Genomic DNA, 18,225 nt, shown 5'->3' on the forward strand with positions numbered 1-18,225 from the left:
ATTTTACCCTGGAGTTGTGACCTTTTGACAAGCCGACCAGATATCGTTTTAATCATGAGCACTTACGGCCAGGGACAATGTTGATGAAAAGTTCGGCACATTCTCTTTTCCTGTGTTTAGCGGTGCTCAGCGCGGGTTTTCCCCTGCACGCCGCCGAAACCACTGCCCCGAGCACAGCGCCGTATCTGCTGGCGGGCGCCCCGTCGTTCGATCAGTCCATCAGCCAGTTTCGTGAAGCCTTCAATCAGGCCAACCCCACGCTGCCGCTGGATGAGTTTCGCGCCATTGATGGCTCCCGCGATACCCCCACACTGACCCGTGCGGCAAGCAAGATTAATGAGAATTTGTATGCCTCGACGGCGCTGGAGCGCGGAACGTTAAAAATCAAAAGCATGCAAATCACCTGGCTGCCGATACAGGGGCCAGAGCAGAAAGCCGCGAAGGCGAAAGCGCTGGAGTATATGAGCGCGGTATTGCAGGCCTTTACCCCTGCACTGACGAAAAAGCAAAGCCAGCAAAAGCTGCAAAAACTCCTCACCGCCGGTAAAAACAAGCGTTACTACGCCGATACCGAAGGCGCGATCCGCTATGTTGTGGCGGACAACGGCGAAAAAGGACTGACCTTCGCTGTTGAACCGATTAAGCTGGCACTATCTGACACCCTCGACGGGGCGAATTAATGACAAAAAGCAAAGCCTTTCGAGGGAAAATCTCTATACTGATTCACAGACCATGCTGCCCGACAGGGCGGCCATATTCCTTAATTCGCTTATTTAGCGTGGAGAATTGAAATGCGACATCCTTTAGTGATGGGTAACTGGAAGCTGAACGGCAGCCGCCACATGGTAAACGAACTGGTTGCGAACCTGCGTAAAGAGCTGGCTGGCGTGACCGGCTGCGCGGTTGCGATCGCTCCGCCGGATATGTATCTGGATCTGGCTAAACACGCCGCTGACGGCAGCCACATCATTCTGGGCGCGCAGAACGTTGACGTTAACCTGTCTGGCGCGTTCACCGGTGAAACCTCCGCTGAAATGCTGAAAGATATCGGCGCGAAATATATCATCATCGGCCACTCCGAGCGTCGCACCTATCACAAAGAATCCGATGAGTTCATCGCGAAGAAATTCGCCGTGCTGAAAGAGCAGGGCCTGATTCCGGTTCTGTGCATCGGTGAAACCGAAGCGGAAAACGAAGCGGGCAAAACCGAAGAAGTGTGCGCACGTCAGATCGACGCAGTGCTGAAAACCCAGGGCGCGGCAGCGTTCGAAGGCGCGGTTATCGCTTACGAGCCAGTCTGGGCGATCGGTACCGGCAAATCAGCAACCCCTGCACAGGCTCAGGCTGTTCACAAATTCATTCGTGACCACATTGCGAAAGCTGACGCCAAAGTCGCTGAGCAAGTGATTATCCAGTACGGCGGTTCCGTTAACGCTTCCAACGCTGCTGAGCTGTTCACCCAGCCAGACATCGATGGCGCGCTGGTTGGCGGTGCATCCCTGAAAGCTGACGCTTTCGCGGTGATCGTTAAAGCGGCAGAAGCGGCTAAACAGGCGTAATTGCCTTTGTGGCGGGTGGCGCTTCGCTAACCCGCCCTACGGTTCTGTAGGCCCGGTAAGCGTCAGCGCCACCGGGCTTTTTTACAGCCGTCCCAGCAGGCTAAACCACAGATAATCCAGCGGCAGCAGCACCAGATACGTTGCAATAGCCAGCGCCAGACAAAGCACCATCCCCGCCCTGGCAGGCACCTTTCCTAACCCCATCGCCACCACAATCGGAGACGCCTGATAGGGCAGCAGCGGCGTGGAATAGCCCAGCACCTGAATCATAATCACCGACAGCAGCGGGAAACCGGTCGCGTCCGAAAAACTCTGCGCCAGAGTGGTATACAGCGCCGGAACGCCGTTGGCGGTCATAATGAAGTTGAGTGCGGTGGTAATACCGGTCAGCGCCAGGAAACTGGTGAACGGTCGGCCTGCATCCAGCGGCATAATGCGGAGCAACGCCTCGCCCACCGCCGTTCCGATACCGGTTTGCGTCACGACGATCGCCAGCCCCAGAATACCGGCAACGTAGATACAGGTGCGCATATTCACCCCCGCAGAAAACTCTTCCCCGGTAATGAAACCAATGCGCGGCAGCATAACGATGATCGACGCCGCCAGCCCCGTCCACGCGGGCCCCACGCCGTGCCAGCTCTCCGTAACCCACATCCCCAGCACCACCGCCAGCAGCCAGGCAAGACGCTTTTCGTCCCGCCCCATAGGCTCAGACGGCGCCTGTTCTTTCGGCGGTTTTGGGCTGCCGGGAAATAGCCAGCAGATGAGGCCAATCAGAATCAGGCCTTTGAGAATGCCCAGCACCGGCGTGTGCAGCAGCAGATAAGGGACATAGTTCAGATGGATGCCGTACGAGCCTTCCGCCGCACCGCTCATCACCAGGTTAGGGACGTTAGCGGGCAGAATCGTCGCCGAAAGCTGGAAAGTCCCAAACCCTACCGCCAGCGCCAGACCAAACCACGCTCGGGAGCCTTCTGCGATACCGGCGCGTTTCGCCATCGCGGCGACAATCGGCATCAGTAGCGCAATACGTCCCATATTCGACGGCATCACAAACGCCAGCGCGTAGCTCAGCAGCACCACGCTCGCCACCATCAACACCCAGGAGTCGGTGAGCCTTGCCGACAGCGCCCTGGCGGCCCTGTCTGCCAGTCCGGTTTTACGGATCGCCACGCCGAGCACGAATCCGCTGAAGACCAGCCAGAAAGCAGACGAGGCAAAACCGCCGAAAATCACCTCCGGCGGGGCGATCTTCGCGGTCATTGCCGCCGTAAAGAACAGCAGCGCGGTGATGAATTCCGGCAATAGCGACGTCGCCCACAGCACGATGGTGACGCCAACGATCAGTGAGGGCAGCAGCAGAGGATACGTTGACCAGAGCGACATACCTGTCTCCTGTAGTATTTTTGAGCAAGTCTACGGTGACAGGCATCCGGAGTAAACGCGATTTATGGTGGGGTTACTTCAGGATAGCGCATTGATGATCCTGCAGTTCCTCCGCAGACGCGCGGTTAAGCGTGAGCAGGTTACGCTCGGTCGCCAGCAACACAAACGAACCATCAAACTGCTGCGCCATCGCCAGTGCGAAACGCCCCATATGGTCGCGCGCTTCCGGCAGCTCTTCTGCCAGCATCATAAACGGGCTGCGCTGGACCAGTTCATTCTCCGTCACCCGACGAGCAAGATACTCATGTCCTTCCAGTCCCCCGGGAAGAGGCAGCCACTGGGTGCTGATTTCTCCCTGTGCCGCGTTGAGCTTCTCGCGCACGTCCGGGCGAAGGCAGGAGATATGAATATGAAAGTGGTTCTGCGTGCGCCCTGTCGGGGAGTTAATCGTCAGCGAAATGGCGCTGTCAGGCACCTCGGCTCCACGCTTCAGGCTCATAAAGCTGCGCGACTGCCACGCCAGCCAGAAAAAGTTCGGCGTATGCGCTTCGGTCAACAGCGGGCTCTCGGTGCCGTTGATGCGATATGTCGGCATCAGCAGGTATTGCAGCGGCCCGTTGCGGTCTTTAAATATCACATAGCCTGCATCCGTTTTCACCTGCGCACAGGGTGCCGGGTTACGATTCTGGATCTGATTCGGCACACACTGGTCGAGAACGATATGTCTTAACGCATTCGGATTACCCGCCTTCATCCAGTACACGCCGCCAGCGGCAAGGGCGATGACAATGAGGATCAATAAGATAATTTTTTTCACAACGCGTTCCCTGTTTTCGATTGAGGCAAAAGAGTAACGCAAAATGATGACCAAATAAAAAACCCGGCGGATTTCTCACGCCGGGTCACCGTGTCACAGGCTACTGGTTAGCGCTGGCTGATTTGGTCGAAGGTACCGCCATTAGAGAAGTGCTCTTTCTGCGCTTTCGTCCAGCCGCCGAACTCGTCATCGATGGTGAAGAGTTTCAGTTTAGGGAATACGCTTTCGTATTTCTTCGCAACAGCGGGATCGCGTGGACGATAGAAGTTTTTCGCCGCAATTTCCTGGCCTTCTGGCGAATAGAGATACTTCAGGTAAGCTTCCGCCACCGCTTTGGTATCTTTCTTCTCAACCACTTTATCGACCACGGAAACGGTCGGCTCAGCCAGAATCGATTCGCTCGGGGTCACGATCTCGAATTTGTCTTTACCCAGTTCGTTGGTCGCCAGCAGCGCTTCGTTTTCCCATGCAATCAGCACGTCGCCAATCCCGCGCTCGACGAAGGTGTTGGTGGCACCACGCGCGCCGGAGTCCAGCACCTCAACGTTTTTATACAGCGCCTTCACGAACTCCTGCGCTTTGGCCTGGTCGCCGTTGTTGTGATGCAGCGCGTAACCCCATGCGCCCAGGTAGTTCCAGCGAGCGCCGCCGGAGCTTTTCGGGTTCGGGGTAATCACAGAAACGCCCGGTTTGATCAGGTCGTTCCAGTCTTTAATTTGTTTCGGGTTTCCTTTGCGCACCAGGAAGACGATGGTCGAGGTGTAGGGTGCGGAGTTATCCGGCAGGCGTTTGATCCAGTTTTTGTCAATGCGGCCACGCTCGGCGATCGCGTCGACATCGTAGGCCAGCGCCAGGGTCACCACGTCGGCTTCAATACCGTTTATCACGGACGTCGCCTGCTTGCCGGAGCCGCCATGCGACTGACGAACCACCACGTTGTCGCCGGTTTCCTGTTTCCAGTGTGCCGCAAACGCTTTGTTGTATTGCTCGTACAGTTCACGCGTCGGGTCATATGACACGTTCAGTAACTGGATATCCTTAGCCAGAACGCTGGTCGATGCCAGCAATAATGTTAAACCCACGCCCCATTTATTCATCGCCCAGCTCTCTTGTGTAGTGTTTTGATGAATGCAGCGTGCCAGAAAGCGAATCGAGGATTAAAGAATAAAAAAAGATTGGCTATAACGTAGTGGAATAATGGCCCTCTTCGCGAAAGAAGAGGGCCAGGAGAATCAGTACAGCTTTTTCGCGCAGTCCAGCCAGTCACCTTTGAACGGACGCTTCATGTTTTCAATCGCGTCGATGATGTCGTGGTGAACCAGTTTTTCGTTCTGAATACCGACGCAGCGGCCGCCGTGCCCCTGCAGCAGCAGATCGATCGCGTACGCGCCCATACGGGACGCCAGAATACGGTCGTAAGGGCCTGGGGAACCGCCACGCTGGATGTGACCCAGTACGGTCGCGCGGGTTTCGCGTTTGGTTTCGGCTTCAATGTACTTCGCCAGCTCGTCAACGTCACAGATGTGCTCGGTGATAGCGACGATCGCGTGTTTTTTACCCTTCGCGATGCCCGCTTTGATTTCAGCAACCAGATCTTCACGGCTAAATTCGACTTCTGGCACGACGATAAATTCGCAACCGCCCGCAATGGCAGCCGCCAGCGTCAGGTCGCCACAGTAACGGCCCATCACTTCAACGATAGAGATACGCTGGTGAGAAGACGAGGTGTCACGCAGGCGGTCAATCGCTTCAACAACGGTACCGAGTGCAGTAAAGAAGCCGATAGTGTAGTCAGTGCCTTTGATGTCGTTGTCGATGGTGCCAGGCAGACCGATGCACGGGAAACCCATTTCGGTCAGACGTTTTGCACCCATGTAGGAACCGTCACCACCGATAACCACCAGGGCGTCCAGACCACGTTTCTTCATGTTTTCGATAGCCACTTCACGAACGTGTTCGTCGCGGAATTCCGGGAAGCGCGCAGAACCGAGGAAAGTACCGCCACGGTTGATCATGTCAGACACGCTGTAGCGGTCGAGCTGAACCATACGATCTTCATACAGGCCCAGATAACCGTCATAAACGCCAAAAACTTCCAGGCCTTCCGTCAGCGCTGCACGGACAACACCACGAATTGCCGCGTTCATGCCCGGCGCATCACCGCCGCTTGTCAACACACCGATTTTCTTAATCATGACTACCTCTGAACTTAGGAATGCAAAATTGAAATCTGTTGCCGGAAGAAACTTATCGACCAACGAATACTGCAAATAGTATATCAATCCCTTCCAGCTGAATTGATTCAGGTCAGACCAAACGGCGGTAATTTATACACAAAATGCTGGCCTGGCTCACTTTTTTACAACGAATTACGAAAGCCCAACATGACCGGGTACAACCGAGCAGGGATCCTGGTGAATGATGACGTCTGAACCAGGAAAACGCTGCAAAATCGCCTGCTCGACCTGCTCAGCAATAACGTGAGCCTGTACCAGTGGCAGGTTGTCTTCCATTTCAATATGAATCTGTATAAAGCGGGTCGGCCCTGACTGCCGCGTTCGAAGATCGTGTGCACCGCTGACGCCGGGCCAGGAGGTCACGATAGAAAAAATTTCATTACGTTCTGAGTCCGGGAGGGCGCGGTCAAGCAGTGATTGCACCGCTTCATACCCCATCCGCAGAGCGCTATATAAAATATAGATACCAATCCCTAACGCAAACAACGCATCGGCGCGATGCCAGCCATACCAGGCCAGACCGAGCGCAATAAGAATAGCCCCATTCATCATAACATCAGATTGATAATGAAGCATATCCGCCCGTACAGCCTGACTTTGCGTTTTGCGAACTACCCAGCGCTGGAACGTTACCAGAACGAGTGTGCATATAAGCGCGACTATCGTCACAACGACGCCCACGCCGGGATCGTTCATCGGTGTTGGCGAGACGAGATGCTGAATGCCGGTTAAAAACAGGAACAGCGCAGAGCCGGAAATGAACATACTTTGCGCCAGCGCGGCCAGCGACTCCGCTTTGCCGTGCCCAAACGTGTGCTCTTCGTCCGCTGGCTGCAGCGAGTAACGCACCACCAGCAGGTTGGTCAACGAGGCGGCAATATCCATCAGCGAGTCCACCAGCGCCGCCAGAATACTGACCGAGCCGGTATACCACCACGCAAAGATTTTAATCAGTAACAGGCTGGAGGCCATGACGGTCGCCGCAATGGCGGCCCGGCTGACCAGTCTTCCATAGGATTGATTCATAAACGCTCCTGTCATGTTATGCCGCTAGTATAACGGAAGCATTGGGAGTCAAAGGATGAATAAACGGTTAACAAAAGAAATGACGAGCAAAAGACCTGTCGCAGATGAAGAGAAATAGATTATGCAGGATTACAATCATACTATTGATATAAATGGTTTTTATAACGAGATATTCGCCCGTGACGTTCATCAATAAGAAAGCCCCGTTTAAAAGGGGCTTTCCTGATTTGAAACCTGAAAATGCTAAGTCAGCACTTAACCATATTTTCTGGCAAAGTCGTCTTCAGAGGTGCACAGATAGATAATAAACTCAATGAAGGCAATGACTGACGGTATGAAGGTCCAGCAAAAGATGAGATAAAGGAATCCCTGGCCAATCTTACCTAAGTAAAATTTATGTGCACCCAGGCCTCCTAAGAAGAATGCGAGCAATGCTGCGGTAAGCTTATTTTTACTTCCTGCTGCAACCTGGCTTGCGCCACAATGCGGACAGGCCTTAGCGGTACTGTGCAACTCCTTGCCACATCCTCGGCAAAAAACCATTCCTGACATGATATCCCCTTTTGTTTCTTATCAGTAGCTTGCATATTTTACAAACAATTCAGAAAAATACTATTTTAAAAAAGAATATATCGTCGGAATGAAAATAATGAGCCCTTGATTTAGGGGGGGATAGAAGAAGGAATAAAAAAAACCCCCACATCATGTGGGGGAAGACAGGGATGGTGTCTATGGCAAGGAAAACAGGGTTTACTGGTTACTACGGGTACTGCTATTGCTACTGAAAAACGTCGTTTCTGAGCTTCGCTGCATCCGTGCAACCTCTCGCAGCTGATCCATACGCTGCTGATGTCTGGTGTTCAAAACCGCTTGCTGCTCGGGCGTTAGCAGATGGAACATCTGGTTGCGGACCTTCGCCATCTCTACCTGGCGTGCAACCTGTTCCTGTGCCATTTTTTCGGCCTGAGCGCGTACAGCGCTTTCGTCAAAATTTTCTGCGGTGACAAGGCGATGCATTGTCTCCATTTCGCTAACATTAACAGGGGGCTGGTCGTGTCTTGCCCTCTGCATCAGATCTCGCATCTGTTGACGCTGATGTTCGGTTAAACTTATGCCGTCAAACATATGGCTTTGGCTGCTGTTCTGCGTTGCGCCCTCTTGTAAGGGACTGTTATCGCTGATGATAGCTTCAGCAGCCTGGCTAAACGCACTGAACGCCAGCGTTGAGGCCATGACGGCAGCGGTAACTTTGCGCATCACTTGCTCCCAAAAATCTTTCGTGTCGCGATTCAACGAGAGACAGTCTACGATTCAGGCTGCAAACATGCGTCAGGGGGTGTAAAACAACGTAAAGTCATGGATTAGACAGCCTTGATGTCGTAATTTCTGCCTCGGAGGTATTTAAACAATGAATAAAATCCTGTTAGTTGATGATGACCGAGAGCTCACATCCCTTTTAAAGGAGTTGCTCGACATGGAAGGTTTCAACGTCCTGGTTGCCCATGATGGCGAGCAGGCGCTGAGTCTCCTTGACGACAGCATCGATTTACTTTTGCTCGACGTGATGATGCCGAAGAAAAACGGTATTGATACGTTGAAAGAACTTCGCCAGACACACCAGACTCCCGTAATCATGCTGACCGCACGCGGCAGCGAACTTGATCGCGTACTCGGCCTTGAGCTGGGCGCGGATGACTATTTACCAAAGCCGTTTAACGACCGTGAACTGGTTGCCCGTATTCGCGCTATCCTGCGTCGTTCCCACTGGAGCGAACAGCAGCAAAATACCGACAACAGCTCACCTACACTAGAAGTCGACTCCCTGAGCCTCAACCCGGGCCGTCAGGAAGCGAGCTTTGATGGCCAGACGCTGGAACTGACCGGCACGGAGTTCACCCTGCTATATCTGCTGGCGCAGCACCTCGGCCAGGTGGTTTCGCGTGAACATCTAAGCCAGGAGGTGCTGGGCAAACGCCTCACCCCGTTTGACCGCGCCATCGACATGCACATCTCTAACCTGCGCCGTAAGCTGCCGGAGCGTAAAGACGGTCACCCATGGTTTAAAACCCTGCGTGGTCGCGGTTATCTGATGGTTTCCGCTTCATGATAGGAAGCTTAACCGCCCGCATCTTCGCCATCTTCTGGCTGACGCTGGCACTGGTTTTAATGCTCGTACTGATGTTGCCAAAACTTGACTCACGCCAGATGACGGAGCTTCTCGACAGCGAGCAACGTCAGGGCGTGATGATCGAGCAGCACGTGGAAGCCGAGCTGGCAAACGATCCGCCAAACGATTTAATGTGGTGGCGCAGGCTGTTTCGCGCTATCGACAAGTGGGCGCCGCCCGGACAACGCCTGCTGCTGGTGACCAGCGAAGGCCGCGTGATTGGGGCCGATCGCAATGAAATGCAGATTATCCGCAACTTCATTGGCCAGGCGGATAACGCCGATCATCCCCAGAAGAAGAAATATGGGCGCGTAGAGATGGTGGGGCCTTTCTCCGTCAGGGACGGAGAGGATAATTATCAGCTCTACCTGATTCGCCCCGCGAGCAGCTCCCAGTCCGACTTCATCAACCTGCTGTTTGACCGCCCTCTCCTGCTGCTGATTGTTACTATGCTGGTCAGCTCGCCGCTGCTGTTATGGCTGGCGTGGAGCCTGGCAAAACCGGCGCGTAAGCTGAAGAATGCCGCCGATGAGGTGGCACAGGGTAACCTGCGACAACACCCTGAACTGGAAGCCGGACCGCAGGAGTTCCTTGCCGCCGGGACCAGTTTTAACCAGATGGTGAGCGCTCTCGATCGCATGATGACCGCACAGCAGCGCCTGCTGTCGGATATCTCGCACGAGCTGCGCACCCCGCTAACGCGCTTACAGCTTGGCACCGCGCTGCTGCGTCGCCGCAGCGGGGAAAGCAAAGAGCTGGAACGTATCGAAACCGAAGCTCACCGCCTGGACAGCATGATCAACGATCTGCTGGTCATGTCCCGCAATCAGCAGAAAAACGCGCTGGTTAGCGAAACGGTGAAAGCGAATCACCTCTGGCACGAGGTGCTGGACAACGCGGCATTCGAAGCAGAGCAGATGGGCAAATCCTTCACCGTCAACTTCCCACCGGGCCCGTGGCCGCTCTACGGTAACCCCAACGCGCTGGAAAGCGCGCTGGAGAATATCGTGCGTAACGCCCTGCGCTACTCGCATACGAAGATTGAGGTGGCGTTCTCGGTGGATAAAGACGGGATCACCGTCATTGTCGACGACGACGGTCCTGGCGTCAGCCCGGAAGATCGCGAGCAGATTTTCCGTCCGTTCTATCGTACCGATGAGGCGCGCGACCGGGAATCGGGCGGCACGGGACTGGGTCTGGCTATTGTGGAAACCGCCATGCAACAGCACCGCGGCTGGGTGAAAGCCGATGACAGTCCGCTGGGTGGACTACGATTAACGCTGTGGCTACCGTTGTATAAGCGTTCTTAGTTTTCCCCTCATCGTACCCCTCTCCCCATAGGGGAGAGGTGACTGCTTAGTGAGGTTTTTTCACCCTCGCCCCTTTGGGGAGAGGGCCGGGGTGAGGGGCAGTTATTTCCCCCACAATCTCCGCGAATTATCTTCGATCTTGCTGCTTAAACGCCGCTTCTGCATCGTTCTCGTCCAGCTGGTCGATAGCCCCGCCGCCGACAGCAGGCGGTGATACTGTTCGTCGTCAAACGGCATATGCCAGGCAATGGCGCAGGCGTCATAAACAGACACATCGCTCAGGCGCGACGCCAGTTCAAGCGGGGCGTCCGCTGAAATCTGCCCAGCCAGCACCACGCGATACAGCCAGCCGGTTTTACCCGCTTTTTGCAGCTGGGCCGACATATTCTGAATACCGAAATGGTAGTTGAGCTTGAAGCACGGCGAGCGTGGCTGCGTCACCTGAATCAGGGCATCGCCCCAGCGGTAGATATCACCGATAAACACGTTCTTTTCGGTGAGCCCTTCGGTGGAGAGATTCTCGCCAAACGCGGGGGCGACGAAGAGGTCCGCCTGCTCGGGGAATTCGGTTTTCCAGTGCTGATAGTGTTCACGCGGGTAGTGGCACAGCGCGCGATCGGGCCCGCCGTGGATTTTCTTTTCGGCCTGCTCGTCACCCGCAAGCCCGAGGTCGGTTAACGTCAGCTCACCGTCGACCTGAATTTTGGCGATGGCACTCGGGCGGCTGCCGTCGTACTCCCTTACCTTGCCTGTAAATACATTCACCGGATAATGCATCGCTGCTCCTTTTATGCCCTAAATAATTCGAGTTGCAGGAAGGCGGCAAGAGAGTGAATCCCCAGGAGCTTACTCAGGTAAGTGACTGGGGTGAGCGAACGCAGCCAACGCACCTGCAACTTGAAGTATGACGGGTATACAGATACAAAAAAAAGCGAGTCATAAGACTCGCTTCTCACAGGCGTCAATGCAACCTTATTTTTTAGCGGCGAAACGCGCTGCTGCTTCGTCCCAGTTCACCACGTCCCAGAACGCTTTGATGTAGTCCGGGCGACGGTTCTGGAATTTCAGGTAGTAAGCGTGTTCCCACACGTCCAGGCCCAGGATTGGGAAGCCGGATGCGCCAGAGATTGCTTCACCCATCAGCGGGGAGTCCTGGTTAGCAGTAGACACTACCGCCAGTTTGTCACCTTTCAGTACCAGCCACGCCCAGCCGGAGCCGAAGCGGGTTGCAGCGGCTTTCTCGAACTCCGCTTTGAAGTTGTCAACGGAACCGAAGTCGCGCTCGATAGCCGCTTTCAGGTCGCCCTGCAGGGTGGTACCGGTTTTCAGGCCTTTCCAGAACAGGCTGTGGTTTGCGTGGCCGCCCGCGTTGTTACGCAGAACGGTTTTCTTATCCGCTGGCAGCTGGTCCAGCTTGGTAATCAGCTCTTCAGCAGACAGGTTAGCGAACTCTGGCAGGCTTTCCAGCGCGGCGTTCGCGTTGTTCACATAGGTCTGGTGGTGTTTAGTGTGATGGATTTCCATCGTCTGCTTGTCGAAATGCGGTTCCAGTGCGTCGTAGGCATACGGCAGGGATGGCAGTGTATAACTCATAATCCTCTCCATTATTGTCGGGCGGCACAGCTGTTAATGCCGCGTAAGCAGTTGGTTCATTATAGTTAATTAAATGATATTGAAAATGATTATCAATGCCGTAGTTTTTATAAGGTTATTTGATTTTTGCCTTATCACAAAATTGTGAGTCTGCTCACCCGGTTAACGTGCTGATTGCCATCCAAAACTAAATTGCGGCAACAGTCTGAAGGTTCCGGAACTGCCTAATTTTTACACTCATCAAGCCGGGGGGAAGCCACCGGCTATAAAAACGATGAGGACGTAAAAATGAATCATGCGATTACGATGGGTATCTTCTGGCATTTGATAGGCGCGGCCAGTGCAGCCTGTTTCTATGCCCCGTTTAAAAAGGTGAAAGGGTGGTCGTGGGAAACCATGTGGTCAGTTGGCGGTACCGTGTCCTGGCTGATTTTGCCGTGGACCATTAGCGCCATGCTGCTCCCGGATTTCTGGGGCTACTTTACTTCCTTCAGTGCCTCCACCCTCCTGCCAGTGTTTCTGTTCGGGGCGATGTGGGGCATCGGCAACATCAATTACGGCCTGACCATGCGCTACCTCGGGATGTCGATGGGTATTGGCATCGCAATTGGCATTACGCTCATCGTCGGCACGCTGATGACGCCCATTCTTAACGGCAATGTCGACGTGTTGATCAACACCAAAGGCGGGCAAATGACGTTGCTTGGCGTGCTTGTTGCGGTGATAGGCGTGGGTATCGTCACCCGCGCGGGACAGTTGAAAGAGCGCAAGATGGGCATCAAAGCCGAAGACTTTAACCTGAAGAAGGGGCTGCTGCTGGCAGTGATGTGCGGCATCTTCTCGGCGGGCATGTCGTTCGCCATGAACGCCGCAAAACCCATGCACGAAGCGGCCGCCGCGCTGGGCGTCGACCCGCTGTACGTGGCGCTGCCAAGCTACGTGGTGATCATGGGCGGCGGCGCGTTGGTAAACCTCGGCTTCTGCTTCATTCGTCTGGCAAAAGTGAAGGATTTGTCGGTAAAAGCCGATTTCTCACTGGCTAAATCCTTAATCATCACCAATGTGCTCCTATCGATGCTGGGCGGCCTCATGTGGTATCTGCAGTTCTTTTTCTACGCCTGGGGCCACGCCAGCATTCCACCGCAGTACGATTACATAAGCTGGATGCTGCACATGAGCTTCTACGTGCTGTGTGGCGGACTGGTTGGGCTGGTACTGAAGGAGTGGAATAACGCCGGGCGTCGTCCAGTGGGCGTGCTGAGCCTGGGCTGCGTGGTGATTATTATCGCGGCCAATATCGTGGGCCTCGGCATGGCGAACTGATTACGCTGCCTTTCGACTGCGATGACGCCACTGAACCGGCGTCATCCCCACCTCGCGGTTAAATACCACCGAAAAGTAATTACTGTCCTCAAATCCGCTGCGCATCGCCACTTCACTGACCATCAGCTCGGTATGCTGCAACAGGTACTGGGCGTGGCAGATGCGCAGCTGACGCAGGTAGTGGTTCACCGTCATCCCCGTCTGGGTGCGGAACTGCTGGCGCAGCGCGCGCTCGCTGCACTGCTCCTGCTCGCAAAACTTTTCCAGAACGAAACTTTTGTTCAGGCTGCCCGCAAGCCGGGCAATCAACTTGTCCAGCAGCGCTTCCTGGACGGTTGCGGAGGGGTTATCGGTCGCGTAACGATGACGTTTGAGGGTCATCACCAGCTGGGCGAACAGCAGTTCCGCCATCGGATTTGCCACGGGATCGTGCTTCTGGCTCTCCTGCTCCAGCTGGGCGATCGTCTGGCGCACCTGAGCCATGCCGTTACTGCTTAAGCGCCAGTGGGGTTCGCCTCTGGCATTGAGAAAACCGGGGATATGGGCCGGCCAGTCGACATTCAGTTTAAGCCTGTCCGGGCAGTAAATAACGTTCTGCAACACCAGATCGTTAACCGAGGCGTAAGCGTGTTTGTCTTCGGCGCGGATGTAAAACAGATCGCCACGCGTGATGCGGTAGGGCCGGTCGTTGAGGATGTGTAAGCCGTTGCCGCGCCATACCAGCACCAGCTCGCAAAACTCGTGGGTATGCTCGGCAAAGACATTTTGCGGGTAGCGGTCAGCCACCGCGACGGCCTGACTCGCGGAGGCAAAAAAATCATCTTTGCGAAGAATTAACTGAGCGGCCACACCACCACCTCTACGGTGAATAACCGGATATTATTAGCCTTTTTGCGGCAATAAAACGGTGATTGCATTCGCGTTACTGGAGTGAAGCATCCTTTCCCTGACGGATATCGCGCGGCGACCAGCTAAATTCCCGGCGAAACAGCGTTGAAAAGTGATTGCTGTCGCCAAAACCACAGCAGTAGGCAATATCCGTGACGCTTTCGTCGGTGTGACGTAAAAGATGACGCGCTTTGATCAGGCGCAGACGGTTAAGGTAGCGCTGCGGCGTCAGCCCGGTGTGCTGCTTAAGCTGGCGATGCAGGGTGCGCAGGGACAGTGAAAAATCATCCGCCAGCGTCTCCCAGCAGACATCCTCGGTGAAATGATCTTCCAGCCAGGCCATCAGATGGTTCAGGCGCGCGTCGTTATTTTCCAGCCCTTCCACAAGGCTGCTGCGACGCAGCAGCACCAGCAGTTGCATAAACAGCAGTTCGCGGGAGGCAATAGCATACGTCTCCTGCCCGCCCTCGCTCTGCTCCAGTTGATTCACCAGCTGGCGCACCTGCTGCAACGTGGACTGATTGACCCGCCAGTGAGACGGGTAGTGTCCATCCTGCTCCTGGGGCAGTAGCTTGTTCAACCCCGACAGAAACTGGAACGCGTCCGGCGAACGATAGAGCACGTTGGTCAGGCACAGGTTGTCGGTATGTTCATACAAATGCCTGTCGTGATCGCGCACGAAGCACACCATACCGCCGCTGATGGTGTAGGGCTGGCCGTTGAAGACATGAATACCCGTTCCATGCTCGACAATCACAATTTCATGAAAATCATGATGATGTTCAGGAAACGCAGCCTGCGGGAGCCGGGGCTCTATCGCAACCGGAGACGTTCCCGACGGGAAAAAATCGACGCTGTGCAATACGGTCATAACGGCCCCCACCAATGAGGAAAGTTCTCGAATAGTAATTAAGGCCTTCCGCACTCACCTTAAATTTTTGACAGCAAACGGCGCAAAAGCCGTCAGTTTTTCAAGAAACAGACGGAAAAATCGGGAAATGCGGTCAGCGTCACATTGCCAGAAAACCCTGCCATAACAGGAAATTGTGAACTTCCTCACGATCATCTTTGCTTTCTTGCCAGCGCGAGATTCGTGCTGTCAGTGACGAGAAGGTGGTCTTTTCGTCCCTTTTTTACACTCAGCACCAATGACTTAAGAAGGGACCTGACCATGACTTTTCGCCATTGTGTGGCTGTCGATTTAGGCGCATCCAGCGGCCGCGTAATGCTCGCCACCTGGGACTGCGATCGGAGCATACTTACGCTTCGCGAAATGCACCGTTTCGCCAACTGCCTGCAAAAACAGGACGGTTTTGATACCTGGGATATTGATGCCCTGGAAGCGGAGATCCTCACCGGGCTGAACAACGTCTGCAATGACGGCATTCGCATCGACAGCATCGGCATCGATACCTGGGGCGTGGACTACGTTCTGCTCGACAGCCGCGGCGAACGCGTCGGCCTGCCCGTCTCGTATCGCGACAGTCGCACCGACGGGCTGATGACACACGCCATCGCACAGCTTGGCATGGACAACATCTATGGCCGCAGCGGTATTCAGTTTCTGCCGTTTAACACGCTCTATCAGCTGCGCGCGCTGGTTGAGCAGCAGCCGGAGCTGGTCAAAAAGGTGACGCACGCGTTACTCATTCCGGACTACTTAAGCTATCGGCTGACCGGCAACATGAACTGGGAATACACCAACGCCACCACCACGCAGCTGGTCAACATCAACACCGATAGCTGGGATGAAACCCTGCTGACCTGGACGGGCGCCTCGCCCTCCTGGTTCGGCACGCCAACGCACCCCGGAAATGTGATAGGTCGGTGGATTTGCCCGCAGGGGAATGAAATCCCCGTCGTTGCCGTCGCCAGTCACGATACCGCCAGCGCAGTAATTGCATCCCCGCTGGCCAGTAGAGACGCGGCCTACCTCTCGTCCGGCACCTGGTCGCTGATGGGTTTTGAGAGCAAAACGCCGTACACCAGCGACGCCGCGATGGCGGCGAACATCACTAACGAAGGCGGTGCCGAAGGGCGCTACCGCGTTCTGAAGAACATCATGGGCCTGTGGCTGCTTCAGCGCGTGCTGAAAGAGCAAAACGTTAACGACCTGCCCGCGCTTATCGCAGAAACCGAAAAGCTGAAGGCCTGTACGTTCCTGATTAACCCGAACGACGACCGCTTTATTAACCCGGTGCATATGAGTGCCGAAATCCAGTCCGCCTGTTTCGAAGCCGGGCAGCCGGTGCCTTCCCGTCCTGCCGAGCTGGCGCGCTGTATTTTTGACAGCCTCGCCCTTCTCTACGCGGATGTACTGAGCGAGCTGGTCGACCTGCGAGGCGCACCGTTCAGCCAGTTGCATATCGTGGGCGGAGGCTGCCAGAACCAGCTGCTGAACCAGCTCTGCGCCGATGCCTGCGGCATCACCGTGGTGGCGGGTCCGGTGGAGGCTTCGACGCTCGGCAACATCGGTATTCAGCTGATGACCCTGGACGAACTTTCTGATGTCGATGAATTTCGTTCGGTGGTCACCGCGAATACCTGCCTGACCACCTTAACCCCCAATCCCTGCCATGAAATAGCCCGCTACCGGGCGCAGTTTCAGCAAAAACGACTGACTAAGGAGCTTTGCGCATGACCACTCAATTAGAACAAGCCTGGGAGCTGGCTAAACAGCGTTTCGCCGCCGTCGGCGTGGATGTCGAAACGGCGCTGCGCCAGCTCGACCGTCTGCCCGTCTCTATGCACTGCTGGCAGGGTGATGACGTCGCCGGCTTCGAGAACCCGGGCGGTTCTCTGACGGGGGGGATTCAGGCGACGGGTAACTATCCGGGCAAAGCGCGCAACGCCACCGAACTGCGTGCCGACCTGGAGCTGGCGCTGAGCCTGATCCCGGGGCCAAAACGCCTGAACCTGCATGCGATTTATCTGGAGTCCGACGCACCGGTAGCGCGTAACGAGATCAAACCGGAACACTTTAAAAACTGGGTGGAGTGGGCGAAAACCAACAATCTTGGTCTGGACTTTAACCCGTCCTGCTTCTCGCACCCGCTGAGCGCCGATGGTTTTACCCTCGCGCACGCCAACGACAAAATCCGTCAGTTCTGGATCGACCACGTGAAGGCCAGCCGCCGCGTTTCGGCGTATTTCGGCGAGCAGCTCGGCACGCCGTCAGTAATGAACATCTGGATCCCGGACGGCATGAAAGACATCACCGTCGACCGCCTGGCCCCGCGTCAGCGCCTGCTGGCCGCGCTGGATGAGGCCATCAGCGAGAAGCTGGACCCGGCGCACCACATCGACGCCGTGGAGAGCAAGCTGTTCGGCATTGGCGCCGAGAGCTACACCGTCGGCTCGAACGAGTTCTACATGGGGTACGCCACCAGCCGCCAGACCGCGCTGTGCCTGGATGCCGGTCACTTCCATCCGACCGAGGCGATCTCCGACAAAATCTCCGCAACCATTCTCTACGTGCCGCGCCTGCTGCTGCACGTCAGCCGCCCGGTGCGCTGGGACAGCGACCACGTGGTGCTGCTGGATGACGAAACCCAGGCGATTGCCAGCGAAATTATCCGTCACGACCTGTTCGACCGCGTGCACATTGGCCTCGACTTCTTCGATGCCTCCATCAACCGCATCGCGGCGTGGGTTATTGGCACCCGCAATATGAAGAAAGCCCTGCTGCGCGCGCTGCTGGAGCCAACCGCAGTGCTGAAACAGCTGGAAGAAAACGGCGACTACACCGCGCGCCTGGCGCTGCTGGAAGAGCAGAAATCCCTGCCGTGGCAGGCCGTTTGGGAGATGTACTGCCAGCGTAACGACGCTCCGGCGGGCAGCCAGTGGCTGGAAAACGTGCGGGCGTACGAGAACAACGTGTTGAGCAAGCGCGGGTAATTTTGCCCTCACCGCGATAACT

18 protein-coding genes are annotated in these 18,225 nt (G+C 55.5%); 7 read left to right on the forward strand and 11 right to left on the reverse strand.

The window, feature by feature from the left end; genetic code table 11:
- Positions 1-83 precede the first annotated feature (83 nt).
- Both FOY93_RS21945 and tpiA read left to right on the forward strand, forming a co-directional pair.
- On the forward strand, positions 84-680 hold the full coding sequence (locus FOY93_RS21945; protein ID WP_133295353.1) for a DUF1454 family protein: 597 nt from the start codon (positions 84-86) through the stop codon (positions 678-680).
- A 111-nt stretch (positions 681-791) separates the two neighbouring features.
- The gene (gene tpiA / locus FOY93_RS21955; RefSeq protein ID WP_014172206.1) at positions 792-1,559 is read left to right on the forward strand and encodes a triose-phosphate isomerase; all 768 of its coding nucleotides are present in this window, start codon (positions 792-794) and stop codon (positions 1,557-1,559) included.
- 81 nt (positions 1,560-1,640) lie between these two features.
- Here the strand turns inward: tpiA and FOY93_RS21960 are convergent, their stop codons facing one another.
- The 7 genes from FOY93_RS21960 to cpxP form a co-directional block, all read right to left on the reverse strand.
- Complete coding sequence (locus FOY93_RS21960) at positions 1,641-2,945, reverse strand: SLC13 family permease (RefSeq protein WP_143345668.1); 1,305 nt, start codon at positions 2,943-2,945, stop codon at positions 1,641-1,643.
- Positions 2,946-3,018: 73 nt separating this feature from the next.
- Positions 3,019-3,762 carry a CDP-diacylglycerol diphosphatase gene (locus tag FOY93_RS21965; protein WP_136196039.1) on the reverse strand — a complete coding sequence of 248 codons (744 nt, stop codon included), beginning with the start codon at positions 3,760-3,762 and terminating at the stop codon, positions 3,019-3,021.
- 107 nt (positions 3,763-3,869) lie between these two features.
- On the reverse strand, positions 3,870-4,859 hold the full coding sequence (locus tag FOY93_RS21970) for a sulfate ABC transporter substrate-binding protein (protein ID WP_029741703.1): 990 nt from the start codon (positions 4,857-4,859) through the stop codon (positions 3,870-3,872).
- 135 nt (positions 4,860-4,994) lie between these two features.
- Positions 4,995-5,957, reverse strand: a complete 963-nt coding sequence (gene pfkA / locus FOY93_RS21975) for a 6-phosphofructokinase (RefSeq protein ID WP_023309696.1) — start codon at positions 5,955-5,957, stop codon at positions 4,995-4,997.
- A 174-nt stretch (positions 5,958-6,131) separates the two neighbouring features.
- Positions 6,132-7,025, reverse strand: coding sequence for a CDF family cation-efflux transporter FieF (gene fieF / locus FOY93_RS21980; RefSeq protein ID WP_023309697.1), 894 nt, complete (start codon positions 7,023-7,025; stop codon positions 6,132-6,134).
- A 255-nt stretch (positions 7,026-7,280) separates the two neighbouring features.
- Positions 7,281-7,577 (reverse strand): TM2 domain-containing protein, encoded by a 297-nt coding sequence (locus tag FOY93_RS21985; RefSeq protein WP_115876978.1) that lies wholly within the window; start codon positions 7,575-7,577, stop codon positions 7,281-7,283.
- Between the two features lie 198 nt (positions 7,578-7,775).
- Positions 7,776-8,282: a cell-envelope stress modulator CpxP gene (gene cpxP / locus FOY93_RS21990; RefSeq protein WP_024909200.1), complete on the reverse strand. Its 507-nt coding sequence runs from the start codon at positions 8,280-8,282 to the stop codon at positions 7,776-7,778.
- Between the two features lie 151 nt (positions 8,283-8,433).
- Between cpxP and cpxR the strand changes: the two genes are divergently transcribed.
- Together cpxR and cpxA are read left to right on the forward strand one after the other, a co-directional pair.
- A complete protein-coding gene (gene cpxR, locus FOY93_RS21995) occupies positions 8,434-9,132 on the forward strand; it encodes an envelope stress response regulator transcription factor CpxR (protein WP_006179159.1) in 699 nt (232 codons plus the stop codon).
- Positions 9,129-10,502, forward strand: a complete 1,374-nt coding sequence (cpxA, locus tag FOY93_RS22000) for an envelope stress sensor histidine kinase CpxA (protein WP_045329509.1) — start codon at positions 9,129-9,131, stop codon at positions 10,500-10,502. Before cpxR ends, cpxA begins: the two co-directional genes overlap by 4 nt.
- A 102-nt stretch (positions 10,503-10,604) precedes the next feature.
- On the opposite strand, the gene yiiM is transcribed toward cpxA, so the two are convergent.
- Together yiiM and sodA are read right to left on the reverse strand one after the other, a co-directional pair.
- On the reverse strand, positions 10,605-11,279 hold the full coding sequence (yiiM, locus tag FOY93_RS22005) for a 6-hydroxyaminopurine reductase (RefSeq protein WP_143345669.1): 675 nt from the start codon (positions 11,277-11,279) through the stop codon (positions 10,605-10,607).
- A gap of 195 nt (positions 11,280-11,474) precedes the next feature.
- Positions 11,475-12,095 (reverse strand): superoxide dismutase [Mn], encoded by a 621-nt coding sequence (sodA, locus tag FOY93_RS22010; RefSeq protein WP_004203668.1) that lies wholly within the window; start codon positions 12,093-12,095, stop codon positions 11,475-11,477.
- Between the two features lie 288 nt (positions 12,096-12,383).
- On the opposite strand from sodA, the gene rhaT reads away from it, so the two are divergent.
- Complete coding sequence (gene rhaT / locus FOY93_RS22015) at positions 12,384-13,418, forward strand: L-rhamnose/proton symporter RhaT (RefSeq protein WP_023309733.1); 1,035 nt, start codon at positions 12,384-12,386, stop codon at positions 13,416-13,418.
- On the opposite strand, the gene rhaR is transcribed toward rhaT, so the two are convergent.
- The gene (rhaR, locus tag FOY93_RS22020; protein WP_023309734.1) at positions 13,419-14,267 is read right to left on the reverse strand and encodes an HTH-type transcriptional activator RhaR; all 849 of its coding nucleotides are present in this window, start codon (positions 14,265-14,267) and stop codon (positions 13,419-13,421) included.
- A 73-nt stretch (positions 14,268-14,340) separates the two neighbouring features.
- Positions 14,341-15,177: an HTH-type transcriptional activator RhaS gene (gene rhaS / locus FOY93_RS22025; RefSeq protein ID WP_047743326.1), complete on the reverse strand. Its 837-nt coding sequence runs from the start codon at positions 15,175-15,177 to the stop codon at positions 14,341-14,343.
- 300 nt (positions 15,178-15,477) lie between these two features.
- Between rhaS and rhaB the strand changes: the two genes are divergently transcribed.
- A complete protein-coding gene (gene rhaB, locus FOY93_RS22030) occupies positions 15,478-16,947 on the forward strand; it encodes a rhamnulokinase (protein WP_143345670.1) in 1,470 nt (489 codons plus the stop codon).
- Positions 16,944-18,203, forward strand: a complete 1,260-nt coding sequence (rhaA, locus tag FOY93_RS22035; protein WP_143345671.1) for an L-rhamnose isomerase — start codon at positions 16,944-16,946, stop codon at positions 18,201-18,203. Before rhaB ends, rhaA begins: the two co-directional genes overlap by 4 nt.
- Positions 18,204-18,225: the final 22 nt, after the last annotated feature.

Source organism: Enterobacter sp. 18A13, assembly GCF_007035975.1.
GTDB classification, from domain to species: Bacteria; Pseudomonadota; Gammaproteobacteria; order Enterobacterales; family Enterobacteriaceae; genus Enterobacter; species Enterobacter vonholyi.

Coding starts and splice junctions, on each gene's coding strand:
- FOY93_RS21945 (WP_133295353.1), top strand. CDS start 84: ATGAAAAGTTCGGCACATTCTCTTTTCCTGTGTTTAGCGGTGCTCAGC.
- tpiA (WP_014172206.1), top strand. CDS start 792: ATGCGACATCCTTTAGTGATGGGTAACTGGAAGCTGAACGGCAGCCGC.
- FOY93_RS21960 (WP_143345668.1), bottom strand. CDS start 2,945: ATGTCGCTCTGGTCAACGTATCCTCTGCTGCTGCCCTCACTGATCGTT.
- FOY93_RS21970 (WP_029741703.1), bottom strand. CDS start 4,859: ATGAATAAATGGGGCGTGGGTTTAACATTATTGCTGGCATCGACCAGC.
- pfkA (WP_023309696.1), bottom strand. CDS start 5,957: ATGATTAAGAAAATCGGTGTGTTGACAAGCGGCGGTGATGCGCCGGGC.
- fieF (WP_023309697.1), bottom strand. CDS start 7,025: ATGAATCAATCCTATGGAAGACTGGTCAGCCGGGCCGCCATTGCGGCG.
- FOY93_RS21985 (WP_115876978.1), bottom strand. CDS start 7,577: ATGTCAGGAATGGTTTTTTGCCGAGGATGTGGCAAGGAGTTGCACAGT.
- cpxP (WP_024909200.1), bottom strand. CDS start 8,282: ATGCGCAAAGTTACCGCTGCCGTCATGGCCTCAACGCTGGCGTTCAGT.
- cpxR (WP_006179159.1), top strand. CDS start 8,434: ATGAATAAAATCCTGTTAGTTGATGATGACCGAGAGCTCACATCCCTT.
- cpxA (WP_045329509.1), top strand. CDS start 9,129: ATGATAGGAAGCTTAACCGCCCGCATCTTCGCCATCTTCTGGCTGACG.
- yiiM (WP_143345669.1), bottom strand. CDS start 11,279: ATGCATTATCCGGTGAATGTATTTACAGGCAAGGTAAGGGAGTACGAC.
- sodA (WP_004203668.1), bottom strand. CDS start 12,095: ATGAGTTATACACTGCCATCCCTGCCGTATGCCTACGACGCACTGGAA.
- rhaT (WP_023309733.1), top strand. CDS start 12,384: ATGAATCATGCGATTACGATGGGTATCTTCTGGCATTTGATAGGCGCG.
- rhaS (WP_047743326.1), bottom strand. CDS start 15,177: ATGACCGTATTGCACAGCGTCGATTTTTTCCCGTCGGGAACGTCTCCG.
- rhaB (WP_143345670.1), top strand. CDS start 15,478: ATGACTTTTCGCCATTGTGTGGCTGTCGATTTAGGCGCATCCAGCGGC.
- rhaA (WP_143345671.1), top strand. CDS start 16,944: ATGACCACTCAATTAGAACAAGCCTGGGAGCTGGCTAAACAGCGTTTC.